Source organism: Pseudomonas sp. HOU2 (assembly GCF_040729435.1).
In the GTDB taxonomy this organism is placed as follows: domain Bacteria; phylum Pseudomonadota; class Gammaproteobacteria; order Pseudomonadales; family Pseudomonadaceae; genus Aquipseudomonas.
The window spans coordinates 585,660-599,931 of record NZ_CP160398.1 but is presented as its reverse complement, the minus strand read 5'-3'; the positions used below and the strand labels follow the sequence as shown (position 1 = coordinate 599,931).

The 14,272-nt window shown below is 56.2% G+C and carries 10 protein-coding genes, 2 tRNA genes and 3 rRNA genes; 10 read left to right on the top strand and 5 right to left on the bottom strand.

What is annotated here, in order from left to right; translation table 11 throughout:
- Nucleotide 1: 1 nt before the first annotated feature.
- On the top strand, nt 2–556 hold the full coding sequence (locus ABV589_RS02610) for a GFA family protein (protein ID WP_367084736.1): 555 nt from the start codon (nt 2–4) through the stop codon (nt 554–556).
- 19 nt (nt 557–575) lie between these two features.
- Here ABV589_RS02610 and ABV589_RS02605 read toward each other — a convergent pair whose 3' ends face one another.
- On the bottom strand, nt 576–1,094 hold the full coding sequence (locus tag ABV589_RS02605; RefSeq protein ID WP_007966333.1) for a DUF1993 family protein: 519 nt from the start codon (nt 1,092–1,094) through the stop codon (nt 576–578).
- A gap of 181 nt (nt 1,095–1,275) precedes the next feature.
- Between ABV589_RS02605 and ABV589_RS02600 the strand changes: the two genes are divergently transcribed.
- Genes ABV589_RS02600 through ABV589_RS02590 form a run of 3 tightly spaced genes read left to right on the top strand, consistent with a single transcriptional unit; the run spans nt 1,276 to nt 3,575 of the window.
- Nucleotides 1,276–1,908 carry a LysE family translocator gene (locus ABV589_RS02600; protein WP_367084735.1) on the top strand — a complete coding sequence of 211 codons (633 nt, stop codon included), beginning with the start codon at nt 1,276–1,278 and terminating at the stop codon, nt 1,906–1,908.
- Nucleotides 1,909–1,965: 57 nt separating this feature from the next.
- The gene (locus tag ABV589_RS02595; RefSeq protein WP_367084734.1) at nt 1,966–3,081 is read left to right on the top strand and encodes a saccharopine dehydrogenase NADP-binding domain-containing protein; all 1,116 of its coding nucleotides are present in this window, start codon (nt 1,966–1,968) and stop codon (nt 3,079–3,081) included.
- A 2-nt stretch (nt 3,082–3,083) separates the two neighbouring features.
- The gene (locus ABV589_RS02590) at nt 3,084–3,575 is read left to right on the top strand and encodes a DUF2269 domain-containing protein (protein WP_367084733.1); all 492 of its coding nucleotides are present in this window, start codon (nt 3,084–3,086) and stop codon (nt 3,573–3,575) included.
- An 8-nt stretch (nt 3,576–3,583) separates the two neighbouring features.
- Here ABV589_RS02590 and ABV589_RS02585 read toward each other — a convergent pair whose 3' ends face one another.
- A complete protein-coding gene (locus ABV589_RS02585; RefSeq protein ID WP_367084732.1) occupies nt 3,584–4,036 on the bottom strand; it encodes a thiol-disulfide oxidoreductase DCC family protein in 453 nt (150 codons plus the stop codon).
- A 686-nt stretch (nt 4,037–4,722) separates the two neighbouring features.
- Here ABV589_RS02585 and ABV589_RS02580 point away from each other — a divergent pair.
- The 5 genes from ABV589_RS02580 (at nt 4,723) to rrf (ending at nt 9,930) form a co-directional block, all read left to right on the top strand.
- Nucleotides 4,723–6,259, top strand: a 16S ribosomal RNA gene (locus ABV589_RS02580).
- Between the two features lie 81 nt (nt 6,260–6,340).
- Nucleotides 6,341–6,417: transfer RNA gene (locus ABV589_RS02575), tRNA-Ile, on the top strand.
- A 29-nt stretch (nt 6,418–6,446) separates the two neighbouring features.
- Nucleotides 6,447–6,522: transfer RNA gene (locus ABV589_RS02570), tRNA-Ala, on the top strand.
- Nucleotides 6,523–6,769: 247 nt separating this feature from the next.
- A 23S ribosomal RNA gene (locus ABV589_RS02565) occupies nt 6,770–9,661 on the top strand.
- A 153-nt stretch (nt 9,662–9,814) separates the two neighbouring features.
- Nucleotides 9,815–9,930 (top strand): 5S ribosomal RNA (gene rrf / locus ABV589_RS02560).
- Together the 16S, 23S and 5S rRNA genes with 2 tRNA genes alongside form the textbook arrangement of a ribosomal RNA operon.
- Before the next feature lie 82 nt (nt 9,931–10,012).
- On the opposite strand, the gene ABV589_RS02555 is transcribed toward rrf, so the two are convergent.
- The 3 genes from ABV589_RS02555 to ABV589_RS02545 all read right to left on the bottom strand — a co-directional run bounded on the left by ABV589_RS02555 (nt 10,013) and on the right by ABV589_RS02545 (nt 13,289).
- Nucleotides 10,013–10,942: an alpha/beta hydrolase gene (locus ABV589_RS02555; RefSeq protein ID WP_367086247.1), complete on the bottom strand. Its 930-nt coding sequence runs from the start codon at nt 10,940–10,942 to the stop codon at nt 10,013–10,015.
- A 90-nt stretch (nt 10,943–11,032) separates the two neighbouring features.
- Nucleotides 11,033–12,295, bottom strand: coding sequence for an MFS transporter (locus ABV589_RS02550; protein WP_367084731.1), 1,263 nt, complete (start codon nt 12,293–12,295; stop codon nt 11,033–11,035).
- 52 nt (nt 12,296–12,347) lie between these two features.
- Nucleotides 12,348–13,289 carry a DMT family transporter gene (locus tag ABV589_RS02545; protein ID WP_367084730.1) on the bottom strand — a complete coding sequence of 314 codons (942 nt, stop codon included), beginning with the start codon at nt 13,287–13,289 and terminating at the stop codon, nt 12,348–12,350.
- A gap of 99 nt (nt 13,290–13,388) precedes the next feature.
- On the opposite strand from ABV589_RS02545, the gene ABV589_RS02540 reads away from it, so the two are divergent.
- The gene (locus ABV589_RS02540) at nt 13,389–14,255 is read left to right on the top strand and encodes a LysR substrate-binding domain-containing protein (protein WP_367084729.1); all 867 of its coding nucleotides are present in this window, start codon (nt 13,389–13,391) and stop codon (nt 14,253–14,255) included.
- Nucleotides 14,256–14,272 lie beyond the last annotated feature (17 nt).

Genomic DNA, 14,272 nt, shown 5'->3' with positions numbered 1-14,272 from the left:
GATGAAACGGATGCAGTGCAGAGCGGAAAACTTTGGTTTTTCATCCGGGGCATTAGAATGCTGTTTTGGCCAGCAAAAACTTCAGCATGGATGTGCAAGCGCTCGTCCAAAGGAGATATCCGTGATAACAGGGCAGTGTATTTGCGCTGCAGTACGCTTTTCCCTCACAGTGGAACCGCGCTTTTTCTATCGCTGCCACTGCTCACTGTGCCGCAAGCAAACCGGTGTCGGGTTCAACCTCGCCACGCTGGTCAGCGCTCGGGACTTTCGCTGGGACGCAGGGCAGGACTCTATCAACAGTTGGATCAAACCCAGCGGCTACAGGAATGACTTCTGCGCACAATGCGGCTCGACCGTGCCCAATCCGCTTCGCGGATCACCTTACGTGTGGATTCCGCTCGGCCTGCTGGATGAGGACCTGAACGTGGAGTGCGCTGGCGATTTCTGTGTGGACGATGCCATGTCATGGGATACACAGCGTTCGACGCAGAGTCATCACGGTGCGGTGGAGTCACTGGCGTTGCTTCTGCAAGAACTCCGGGTCAATCCTGATTGACCCGAAGCTCGCGCTGCACTTACTTCCTTAGATACGCAAACATGTGTTGCACATAATCCGCCTTTCCCAGCGGCACGCCGTTGTGGCGCAGGATGTTGTACGCGGTGATCAGGTGAAAGTAGAACTGCGGCATCGCCCAGTCCACGGCGTATTCGCGGCCGGTCATGTCGAAGGCGATGCCGTTTTGCAGTTCAAGGGCGATGTTCTTGTCCGCGCTGGCGTCGATCTGCGCCGGATTCGCCGCCGCCAGCATCTCCAGTGTGCTGTCGATCAAGGCCTTGGCCGCCGCCATGTTTTCGGGTGGTGTGAGCTTGGTCAACGGTTGTTGCGTCAGTCGCTGCACGGCGTCCTGAGCCTGAGTGCAAGTGTATTGAACCTGCGTGGCGAGGTTGTGCATGTCCGGCGCCAGACGTGCGTCGAGCAGAACTTGCGCGTCGTAGCCGCGCTCAAGGGCGAAAGCCTCGCTCTTGGACAGGATGGCCGCCAGCGAGCGCAACATCTGGGCGAAACGAGGAAGGGTCACGGCATGGATCGACATGGTTATTCCCTGTGTAGTCATTCAAAGGTGAAACCTCAGTGGCGAAGGGTAGTCGATTCGCTATCTAAAATGGCCGCGACATCGCACTTTGCGCATGATCTTCGTCACGGGCTTTGCCGTTCGGTAAACTGCCTCGACTCGCCCGCAAGGCGACCCAGACAATAAAAACGCCGAGGCCCTTATGATCGACCTTTCCGTAGCACTCCTGTTCGCCGGCGCCTGTTTCGCGCTTGCCCTGACCCCCGGCCCGGACATGCTGCTGATCGCCTCCCGAAGTCTGAGTCAGGGCCGCGCCTCGGGTTTCGTCTCCCTCGCCGGCATTCAGGCCGGCACCTACTGCCACGCACTGGCAGCCGCCCTCGGATTGTCGCAACTGGTCGCCAACGTGCCCGCCGCCTACGACATCATCCGCTTCGCCGGCGCCGCCTATCTGGCATTCCTGGCGTGGAAAGCCTTCACCAGCGCCGCATCATCTTTGGCCACCAGCGAAACCCTGCCAGCCACACCGCTGTTGCGCATCTTCTGCCAAGGGTTGGTGACCAATCTGCTCAATCCGAAAATGGCCCTGTTTGTGCTGGCGCTGTTTCCGCAGTTTGTCGATCCAGGGAAGGGCTCGCTGGTGCTGCAGATGTTGGTATTTGCGACAATCCTGAATGTGATCGGATTGCTGGTGAATGGGGCGGTGATTGTTTTGGCCAGCAAGGTTGGGAACAAGCTGGCGAGTAATGCACGGATCGCACGGCGGTTGAATCAGGTGTTGGGGGCGGTGTTTTTTGGCTTGGCTTGTCGGTTGGCATTGTTTTCGGGGCGGTAGGGGGGCTGCTATCGGCCAAAATCTGCCATTTGAGATGAATCGTTCAGGGAAGCGTTGATGGCACTCAGGGTGTTGGTGGTTGGCGGGTATGGAAACTTTGGCAGTATCGTTTGTCGGCATCTGATCGATATGCCGGGCATCGAACTGGCGATCTCGGGGCGCGATCCGCAGAAGCTGGAGCGCAAGGTCGCTGAATTAGGGGTGACCTGCGAGCGCTGGTGTGGTGATGCGAAGGGCGCCGGGTTCGCCGTGGCTCTGCGCGCGATGAATATTCAAATGGTGGTTCACACGGGAGGCCCGTTTCAGGGGCAATCCTATGCGGTGGCCGAGAGTTGCATCGAGGCGGGCGTCAACTATTGCGATCTGGCGGATTGCCGGACATTCGTCAATGGCATCGGCATACTCGATGCGCGGGCGAGAGAGGCCGGTGTCGCCATCCTCAGTGGTTGCAGTTCGGTGCCGACGCTGTCTTCGGCGATCATCGATGAGCAGCGCCATCACTTCAAACGCATCGACTCGATCGAGCACGGCATTTCCTCATCAGCGAAAATGCCGGGGTTATCGACGATCGAGGGTGTGCTGGCATATGCGGGCAAACCGATCCGCCAACTGCGCAATGGTCAAGTGCATGAAGTGATGGGCTGGGAAGACCTGACCCTGCGCAAGCTGCAGAACCTGGGCACTCGCGCGCTGGCCAATGTGGATGTGCCGGACATGGACATCTTTGCCAGCCGGTTTGGCGCTCACACTTTGAGTTTCAAGGCTGGCGCGGGCCTCAAGTTCGGCGGCGTAGCCAATTATCTGTTTGCACTGGCGATGAGGAAAGGACTGGTGCGTGACCACAGGGTGTGGGCGGCCCGGTTGCATCGCTGGGGGACATGGTTTGAGCGTTTCGGGGATGGCAAAAGTGCGATGTATATAGATGTGCAAGGTGTCGGCTTGAACGACCAGCCGTTGTCGATGACGGCGCAACTGACCGCGCTGAATGACAGGGGGCCGGAGATCCCGAGTTGTGCTGCCGTTGCTCTGGCCGCGAAGATCGCCCGAGGTTACTTGCCCGAACCGGGTGCCCGTCCTTGTGTCGGTGAGATCAGCGTCGACGAATACATGGCAGCGATCAACGATTCGCAGAATCTTGGCCTGGCCGTGATTTTCTCTGGCGGGATGCGTTGAGCATGCTTTATCTGAGCGTGAAGTACGTGCATGTCATCGCTGCGATTTTCCTCTTCGGCTTCGGCATGGGTTCCTATCTGTACCTGATCGCCGCCAGTCGCACGGCCAATCCGCAAGTGATTGCGCATGTGGCGAGAATGGTCGTGCGCTATGACGCCTGGATCACCACGGTGGCGGGCTTCATCCAGATCGCGACGGGTTATTGGCTGACAAGGCTTTCCGGGTTGCCCTTGACCAAGGATTGGGTGCTGATGTCGCTGATCCTGTTCTTTATAGTGGGCTCGCTTTGGTTGCCGGTGCTGTTGCTGCAGAAACGTTTGCAAGGGATGGCGGCGGACGCGGTGCAATGTGGGGCTGGGCTTGATGCTGATTACCGGGCTGTTTATCGGCAGTGGTTCTGGATGGGCGTTTGCGGGTTTCTCGGGATGTTCGTGATCGTGCTGATGATGGTGACGAAGATGACGCCGGGGCAGTGGCTGCAGTTGATGTTGTAGCGGGGCATTCATACCGGCGACTTGAGAAAGCGTCGTTCGTGATCGGGGTTGGGTAACAGGCAGTTGTCGTACTTGCCGAAAATCCGATAGCGATTCAGTGCGACGCGGTCGTAGGCCCAATCTCTAAGTGCTCGTGGGAAAACACGCAGAAGCCTGACGGGCGACCAACGAGCGGGCAGTAGTGCAATGACTTCAAAGAACGCATCCGAGCGTACCCAGTAATGCTGGTCGCGGATCACCGCCATAGTGTCGAACTCGTCGACCGGAAGACCGGCCCATGCCAGCAATGCCTGACCTTCTGGAGATTGCACTGCCGCCAGGCGCACCCGTTGCTTGTTGTCGTGGCGGATCAGAAAACGCGCCCAGCCGTTGCACAGCTTGCAAACGCCGTCGAACAGCACCACGGTCTCGCCTGGATTGAGCAGGGGCGCTGGGGTAGGGCGTATTCGGGAGCCGGGCATGGGGGCAGATCCAGGAAGTTGGACTGTCATTGTGAGACATCATCGGAATTTTTGTCAGGTGATGGAGAGTATGCTGCGCATTCGCTGACATTACGTCTATATATAAGCAGGCCTTTTCGCTGCATTGATAGAAAACTGAAATTAACGGTTGACGGCAGATTCAGGAGGTCTATAATTCGCCCCACTTCCGGCGCAGTCGAAACGGAAAACTCCTTGATATTCAATGAGTTACGCAGTTTTCGACAGCGGCTTGCTTCAGTTCATCGAAGCCTGGAAGGAGTTGAAAGGGCAGAGATGTTTGGCTCTTTTGACGGTTCGATCTTCTCGGTCGAAAGCGGAGAAAAAGAGGTGTTGACAGCAGCGTGTAACGCTGTAGAATTCGCCTCCCGCTAACGAGAGATCGGAAGCGCAAGTGGTTGAAGTTGTTGAAGAAATCTTCGAAAACTTCTGAAAATAATCACTTGACAGCAAATGAGGCTGCTGTAGAATGCGCGCCTCGGTTGAGACGAAAGATCTTAACCAGCCGCTCTTTAACAACTGAATCAAGCAATTCGTGTGGGTGCTTGTGGAGTCAGACTGATAGTCAACAAGATTATCAGCATCACAAGTTACTCCGCGAGAAATCAAAGATGTAACCAACGATTGCTGAGCCAAGTTTAGGGTTTCTTAAAAACCCAAAGATGTTTGAACTGAAGAGTTTGATCATGGCTCAGATTGAACGCTGGCGGCAGGCCTAACACATGCAAGTCGAGCGGATGAAAGGAGCTTGCTCCTTGATTCAGCGGCGGACGGGTGAGTAATGCCTAGGAATCTGCCTGGTAGTGGGGGACAACGTTTCGAAAGGAACGCTAATACCGCATACGTCCTACGGGAGAAAGCAGGGGACCTTCGGGCCTTGCGCTATCAGATGAGCCTAGGTCGGATTAGCTAGTTGGTGAGGTAATGGCTCACCAAGGCGACGATCCGTAACTGGTCTGAGAGGATGATCAGTCACACTGGAACTGAGACACGGTCCAGACTCCTACGGGAGGCAGCAGTGGGGAATATTGGACAATGGGCGAAAGCCTGATCCAGCCATGCCGCGTGTGTGAAGAAGGTCTTCGGATTGTAAAGCACTTTAAGTTGGGAGGAAGGGTTGTAGATTAATACTCTGCAATTTTGACGTTACCGACAGAATAAGCACCGGCTAACTCTGTGCCAGCAGCCGCGGTAATACAGAGGGTGCAAGCGTTAATCGGAATTACTGGGCGTAAAGCGCGCGTAGGTGGTTTGTTAAGTTGGATGTGAAATCCCCGGGCTCAACCTGGGAACTGCATCCAAAACTGGCAAGCTAGAGTATGGTAGAGGGTGGTGGAATTTCCTGTGTAGCGGTGAAATGCGTAGATATAGGAAGGAACACCAGTGGCGAAGGCGACCACCTGGACTGATACTGACACTGAGGTGCGAAAGCGTGGGGAGCAAACAGGATTAGATACCCTGGTAGTCCACGCCGTAAACGATGTCAACTAGCCGTTGGGAGCCTTGAGCTCTTAGTGGCGCAGCTAACGCATTAAGTTGACCGCCTGGGGAGTACGGCCGCAAGGTTAAAACTCAAATGAATTGACGGGGGCCCGCACAAGCGGTGGAGCATGTGGTTTAATTCGAAGCAACGCGAAGAACCTTACCAGGCCTTGACATCCAATGAACTTTCCAGAGATGGATTGGTGCCTTCGGGAGCATTGAGACAGGTGCTGCATGGCTGTCGTCAGCTCGTGTCGTGAGATGTTGGGTTAAGTCCCGTAACGAGCGCAACCCTTGTCCTTAGTTACCAGCACGTTATGGTGGGCACTCTAAGGAGACTGCCGGTGACAAACCGGAGGAAGGTGGGGATGACGTCAAGTCATCATGGCCCTTACGGCCTGGGCTACACACGTGCTACAATGGTCGGTACAGAGGGTTGCCAAGCCGCGAGGTGGAGCTAATCCCACAAAACCGATCGTAGTCCGGATCGCAGTCTGCAACTCGACTGCGTGAAGTCGGAATCGCTAGTAATCGCGAATCAGAATGTCGCGGTGAATACGTTCCCGGGCCTTGTACACACCGCCCGTCACACCATGGGAGTGGGTTGCACCAGAAGTAGCTAGTCTAACCTTCGGGAGGACGGTTACCACGGTGTGATTCATGACTGGGGTGAAGTCGTAACAAGGTAGCCGTAGGGGAACCTGCGGCTGGATCACCTCCTTAATCGACGACATCAGCTGCTCCATAAGTTCCCACACGAATTGCTTGATTCATTGAAGAAGACGATAGAAGCAGCCCGAAATTGGGTCTGTAGCTCAGTTGGTTAGAGCGCACCCCTGATAAGGGTGAGGTCGGCAGTTCGAATCTGCCCAGACCCACCAATTTTTGTGTGGGAAACCTGTAGAAATACGGGGCCATAGCTCAGCTGGGAGAGCGCCTGCCTTGCACGCAGGAGGTCAGCGGTTCGATCCCGCTTGGCTCCACCACCACTGCTTCTGAAGTTTGAAAGCTTAGAAATGAGCATTCCATCGCTGTGATGGTGAATGCTGATTTCTAGTCTTTTGATTAGATCGTTCTTTAAAAATTTGGGTATGTGATAGAAAGATAGACTGAACGTTACTTTCACTGGTAACGGATCAGGCTAAGGTAAAATTTGTGAGTGACTCTTAAGAGTTTTGCGAATTTTCGGCGAATGTCGTCTTCACAGTATAACCAGATTGCTTGGGGTTATATGGTCAAGTGAAGAAGCGCATACGGTGGATGCCTTGGCAGTCAGAGGCGATGAAAGACGTGGTAGCCTGCGAAAAGCTTCGGGGAGTCGGCAAACAGACTTTGATCCGGAGATGTCTGAATGGGGGAACCCAGCCATCATAAGATGGTTATCTTGTACTGAATACATAGGTGCAAGAGGCGAACCAGGGGAACTGAAACATCTAAGTACCCTGAGGAAAAGAAATCAACCGAGATTCCCTTAGTAGTGGCGAGCGAACGGGGACTAGCCCTTAAGTGGCTTTGAGATTAGCGGAACGCTCTGGAAAGTGCGGCCATAGTGGGTGATAGCCCTGTACGCGAAAGTCTCTTAGTCATGAAATCGAGTAGGACGGAGCACGAGAAACTTTGTCTGAATATGGGGGGACCATCCTCCAAGGCTAAATACTACTGACTGACCGATAGTGAACTAGTACCGTGAGGGAAAGGCGAAAAGAACCCCGGAGAGGGGAGTGAAATAGATCCTGAAACCGTATGCGTACAAGCAGTGGGAGCCCACTTTGTTGGGTGACTGCGTACCTTTTGTATAATGGGTCAGCGACTTATTTTCAGTGGCGAGCTTAACCGAATAGGGGAGGCGTAGCGAAAGCGAGTCTTAATAGGGCGTCTAGTCGCTGGGAATAGACCCGAAACCGGGCGATCTATCCATGGGCAGGTTGAAGGTTAGGTAACACTGACTGGAGGACCGAACCGACTACCGTTGAAAAGTTAGCGGATGACCTGTGGATCGGAGTGAAAGGCTAATCAAGCTCGGAGATAGCTGGTTCTCCTCGAAAGCTATTTAGGTAGCGCCTCATGTATCACTGTAGGGGGTAGAGCACTGTTTCGGCTAGGGGGTCATCCCGACTTACCAAACCGATGCAAACTCCGAATACCTACAAGTGCCGAGCATGGGAGACACACGGCGGGTGCTAACGTCCGTCGTGAAAAGGGAAACAACCCAGACCGTCAGCTAAGGTCCCAAAGTTATGGTTAAGTGGGAAACGATGTGGGAAGGCTTAGACAGCTAGGAGGTTGGCTTAGAAGCAGCCACCCTTTAAAGAAAGCGTAATAGCTCACTAGTCGAGTCGGCCTGCGCGGAAGATGTAACGGGGCTCAAACCATACACCGAAGCTACGGGTATCACGCAAGTGATGCGGTAGAGGAGCGTTCTGTAAGCCTGTGAAGGTGAGTTGAGAAGCTTGCTGGAGGTATCAGAAGTGCGAATGCTGACATGAGTAACGACAATGGGTGTGAAAAACACCCACGCCGAAAGACCAAGGTTTCCTGCGCAACGTTAATCGACGCAGGGTTAGTCGGTCCCTAAGGCGAGGCTGAAAAGCGTAGTCGATGGAAAACAGGTTAATATTCCTGTACTTCTGGTTATTGCGATGGAGGGACGGAGAAGGCTAGGCCAGCTTGGCGTTGGTTGTCCAAGTTTAAGGTGGTAGGCTGAGATCTTAGGTAAATCCGGGATCTTAAGGCCGAGAGCTGATGACGAGTTACCCTTTGGGTGACGAAGTGGTTGATGCCATGCTTCCAAGAAAAGCTTCTAAGCTTCAGATAACCAGGAACCGTACCCCAAACCGACACAGGTGGTTGGGTAGAGAATACCAAGGCGCTTGAGAGAACTCGGGTGAAGGAACTAGGCAAAATGGCACCGTAACTTCGGGAGAAGGTGCGCCGGTGAGGGTGAAGGACTTGCTCCGTAAGCTCATGCCGGTCGAAGATACCAGGCCGCTGCGACTGTTTATTAAAAACACAGCACTCTGCAAACACGAAAGTGGACGTATAGGGTGTGACGCCTGCCCGGTGCCGGAAGGTTAATTGATGGGGTTAGCTAACGCGAAGCTCTTGATCGAAGCCCCGGTAAACGGCGGCCGTAACTATAACGGTCCTAAGGTAGCGAAATTCCTTGTCGGGTAAGTTCCGACCTGCACGAATGGCGTAACGATGGCGGCGCTGTCTCCACCCGAGACTCAGTGAAATTGAAATCGCTGTGAAGATGCAGTGTATCCGCGGCTAGACGGAAAGACCCCGTGAACCTTTACTATAGCTTTGCACTGGACTTTGAATTTGCTTGTGTAGGATAGGTGGGAGGCTTTGAAGCGTGGACGCCAGTTCGCGTGGAGCCATCCTTGAAATACCACCCTGGCAACTTTGAGGTTCTAACTCAGGTCCGTTATCCGGATCGAGGACAGTGTATGGTGGGTAGTTTGACTGGGGCGGTCTCCTCCTAAAGAGTAACGGAGGAGTACGAAGGTGCGCTCAGACCGGTCGGAAATCGGTCGTAGAGTATAAAGGCAAAAGCGCGCTTGACTGCGAGACAGACACGTCGAGCAGGTACGAAAGTAGGTCTTAGTGATCCGGTGGTTCTGTATGGAAGGGCCATCGCTCAACGGATAAAAGGTACTCCGGGGATAACAGGCTGATACCGCCCAAGAGTTCATATCGACGGCGGTGTTTGGCACCTCGATGTCGGCTCATCACATCCTGGGGCTGAAGCCGGTCCCAAGGGTATGGCTGTTCGCCATTTAAAGTGGTACGCGAGCTGGGTTTAGAACGTCGTGAGACAGTTCGGTCCCTATCTGCCGTGGACGTTTGAGATTTGAGAGGGGCTGCTCCTAGTACGAGAGGACCGGAGTGGACGAACCTCTGGTGTTCCGGTTGTCACGCCAGTGGCATTGCCGGGTAGCTATGTTCGGGAAAGATAACCGCTGAAAGCATCTAAGCGGGAAACTTGCCTCAAGATGAGATCTCACTGGAACCTTGAGTTCCCTGAAGGGCCGTCGAAGACTACGACGTTGATAGGTTGGGTGTGTAAGCGCTGTGAGGCGTTGAGCTAACCAATACTAATTGCCCGTGAGGCTTGACCATATAACACCCAAGCAATCTGCATGCTCGAAAGAGACCAGATTGCGGTGTGTGAAGACGCAATGAACCGAAAGTTCGCGCTGCTCACAAACACCTGTATCACATACCCGATTTGCTGAAGCGAGGCCAGCCGGTCACGAGTCAGTACCCGAATTTCTTGACGACCATAGAGCGTTGGAACCACCTGATCCCATCCAGAACTCAGAAGTGAAACGATGCATCGCCGATGGTAGTGTGGGGTTTCCCCATGTGAGAGTAGGTCATCGTCAAGATTAAATTCCGAAACCCCAATTGCGAAAGCAGTTGGGGTTTTGTTTTGCCCGTAGGAAAGTGCTTTGCATGCCAGCTCAAGCACTAACTGCTTGTTTTTGCCTCGATCTGACGCGAAAGCCACGCCCGGCTGTAGGCCAGAACACGGCTAGCCATGATGGTCGGAAAATGGATAAAGCCATGGGCGGACGAGGGCAATAGATGTACTTCAGCAGGTGCTGATTGTTGCCAGCGCTGAGCCAGTTCCAGCGTGTCATCGCGTAGCGGATCCAGTTCACCGGTGAACATCAACGCCGGTGGCAATCCGCTCAAGTCGCCGTACAGCGGAGACAGTGGCGCCCGCCGGCGCTCGTTATCGCTCAAGCCTGGAGTCAGCAGCTGCAACGCCTCGGCCATGCCCGGGCCGTCTAACACCAGCGTTTCAGCAGCGGCTGAGTGCACGCTCGGGGTGCCCGCAAGATCGTAGACGCCGTAATAAAGCAGGGCGCCGCTGACCCGCTGCAGCAAATCGGCTGATTGCTTGAGCGACAACAGCGTGGCAACGGCCAGGTGCGCGCCCGCCGATTCGCCGACAACGATCACTGGCAGGCCGACGAACTCCGTGCAATCGTCGCTTAGCAGCCAGCGTGCGGCGCACAGACAATCCTGCATGACATCCTCAATAGGCGTATTGACTGCCAATCGATAGTCAACCGATACCACTGCCACGTTGCATGCCTTGACCATGGCGATATTGAGGTCGTCGTTCATCTGCGCATTGCCGATCACCCAGCCGCCACCGTGGTAATCAAGCACCACACCTTGAGCCTTCCCTTGCGGTCGGATGATTCGGACGGGCACTGAAGCACCTTGCGAATAGACCACAGTGTTTTGCGCAAGCAGGTCATATTTGAGCGGTTTGTCCGTGCCGACAATCTGACTGAAGCGCAGCAATGCCTGGATCAAACGCGGAGTCAGCCGATTGCGGATGCGAAACCGCGGCAGCCAGGCGAGTTTGCGGTTGAAGCGCTGCATCTGCGCCAGATCACTTTCGCTGAATTCAAGCGTGTTATCAGCCAAATCCTTTCTCCCTCATCAGCAATCCCCCCTTAAAGATACATACCGTTACGGCGGAGAGGTGAAGGGCGCCGCGCGGTCAGGAACATGTGCATCATTCCCCACGCGCTGTAATGTTTCCGGCACCGCCAACCACAACAGCACAAACGCCACCCCGGCAATCACCGCCAGGGTCAGAAAAGCCGCGTTGTAACCGGCCTCCTGCAACACAATGCCCGCGACACTACTGCTCAATGCCGCGCCCAGGCCGAACACCGTCGAAAGAGCGCCGAGGCTGATGTTGAAGTGGCCTGTGCCCAGCGTCAGGTCTTTCACTACCACCGGGAACAGCGCGCCGAAGATTCCCGCGCCGACGCCGTCGAGCATTTGTACCGCAACCAGCCAGTAAGGATCAGCAGACAAGGTGTAGAGCACGCCACGCAATGGCAAAATCAGGAAGCCTGCGAGCAGCAGCGGCTTGCGTCCCCACACATCGGCTTTGGCCCCGACCAGCAAGGCGACCGGCACCATGACCAGTTGCGCGGCGACAATGCAGGCCGAGGTCAACGGCGTCGCCATCTGCAAGTTGACCTGCGCCAGTTTCTGGCTCACCAATGGCAGCATCGCCGCGTTGGCGAGGTGGAAGAGGGCGCAGCAGATGGCGAACATCAGCAGCGCCTTGTTTGTCAGCAGCACCGCGAATCCCGAAGGTGCCTTGGCATGTGCGGCGTCGCTGGGGTCAAGTCCCCGCGCCAGATCATGGTTGATCGCGTTGGCATCGACGAAGCTCACGGCGATTACACTGCACAGCGCCATGACCGCCATCAGATAGAACACCGCCACAGGGCCGAACAGGTAGGCGAAACCACCGGCCAGCAACGCCGCGCAGGCGTTGCCGGCGTGGTTGAAGGTTTCGTTGCGTCCGGTGCGTCGGGTGAAGGCTCGTGGGCCGGTGATGCCGAGGGTGATCGCCGAAATGGCCGGGGCGAACACCGACGCTGCCGCGGCGCTCAGCGCTTGGGTGATCGCCACCAGGCTGAAGGAGGTAACGAACGGCAACACCACGCAACTGCCGGTTACCAGCAGCGCGGCAACTGCGATCGCTGCCCGCTTACTACGGGTGTTGTCGACCAGGGCGCCGGCGGGTGTCTGGGTGACAAGGGCGGCGATGCCGGCCAGGGTCATCACCAACCCGATGCTGGCCGGCTCCCAGTGGTGAACCGCCAACAGATAAATCGCCAGATACGGCCCGAGTCCGTCGCGCACATCGGCGAGGAAGAAATTCAGGCTGTCCAGCGAGAGGTTGTTGCGACGATCGTTATGAGTGACCACGCTGGCATCTTCAATAAACGAGGTTTGGCGAAATGCCTCAACCTCCGCTAAGTCAGTGACTAGTCGCCCGCGGATTTAGTTTCGTGCAGGGTGCAGGCGCGAGGCTCGAATCGCTCGACGTTCTCCCGAGCAATGGCAACCCGAAAAAGGTCAAGCCAATACCGAACAGGGCGCTGACACTCAGCGGATCGTCGAACTGCAGCCACGCCCACAGCAGCGTCACGGGTGGCGTCAGAAACAGTGCGCAACTGATGCGTTGCATGCTGAAACGCTGCAGGCAAAGCCAGTAAAACCCATAGCCGCCGAAGGTCGAGAAAATCACCAGCCACAGCACGCCACTGGCGAAATCCGTACTGATGGGCGGGCACAATTCACCCTCGACACCGGCCAGCAACGCAAACAGCGGCACCACGGCACACACCTGAATGAACAGCGCTGTAGTGACCGGCATTGCCACGCCGGCGCGGGCTTTTTCAAACAAGGTGGCAGCCGCCAGCGACAGCACCGCCAGCAATGGCAAGCTGTAGACCCACAGCGTCGCATTGGCCCATTCGACACTCGCGGCGCTGGCCAGCAGCATGCCGATCACACACAACGCCAAACCCAGCCATTGCCAGCCGCGCGTGCGCTGGCCCGGGACGCTGCCCGCCAACAATACAATGGTCAGCGGCAACAGATTGGCAAACAGTGACGCGGTGCCCGGCGTGACGCCAAGTTGAATCGAGGCAGCAATCGGTCCGATGTAGCCACCAATAGCAAACAGTCCCAGCAGTGCCTGATGCCGCACATCCTTGCCGCGCAAACCACGCAAGCCAGCCCAGGCGAAGGGCAGCAACAACAACGCCGCCAGCATAAATCGCCACAACGAGGCCAGGTACACGCTGCCCTGATCGGCGATGTAGCGATAACCGATGAATCCGGAACTCCAGCTGACCACCATCGCCATCAGCAAGCAAAAATTCAGCAGTGAAAATCGAATCGGCATGACGTTCATCGAATGGCACCTGACAGAGGGCTGAGTTCGATGATATGAATCAACCGATGATGCATTCAAACGATACGATTCGCACCACTGATGCAGGAATTCTCAAGCATGGCCGAAGCCCTTGATATCGAACTGTTGCGCACCTTTCAGGCGATCGTGCGCTTCGGGCAATTTCTCGCCGCCGCGAGTTTCCTCAACAAGAGCCCGTCGGCAGTCAGCCTGCATGTGCGGCGTCTGGAAGCGCTGGCGGGCGGGCGATTGCTGGAGCGCGATAACCAGACTGTCAATCTCACGCCGCTGGGTCGACGCTTCGCCCTGCAGAGCGCCGAACTGTTGCGCCATCACGATCAATTGCTGGCGAGTTTCAGCACGCCGCTGGCCAGTGGGCGGGTTCGCCTAGGGATTTCCGAGGAGTATGCCGGCGCGGTACTGGGCTGTACGTTGCCGCACCTGTCGGCAGATTTTCCGCACATCGAGCTGGAAGTCGAAACGGGTGCCAGCGGCCGTTTGAGTACGCGTCTGGAGCGCGGGCAGCTGGATCTGGCGTTGCTGGTGGTCGTCGCCGATGCGCCGCCATCGACGCGTTGCGCAAGGATGCTGGGCCTGACCCAGCCAGTGTGGGTCGCCGCGCACAACTACACGCAGGATCTCACCCGGCCGGTACCGCTGGCCTTGCACGGCAAGGGTTGCCCGTATCGTAGCGTTGCCGTGGATGCATTGAGCGAGCAGGGTCGACGGTGGCGCGCGGTGATTGTCAGCGCCGGTGCCAGCGCGCTGGAAACAGCCATCGAGGCCGGACTGGCGATGGGCATTGTTGATCGTGCGCAAGTGCGACCCGGCATGCGGGTGCTGAGCAGTGAGGAGGGGTTACCCGAGTTGCCGCTGCACGAGTTGCGCCTGATGCGGGCACCGGGTGAATTGAGTGAGGCGGGGGAGGTTTTGGTGCGATTGATCGGTGACGGCTTCGTGTTGTGACGTGTTGATCGACGGCA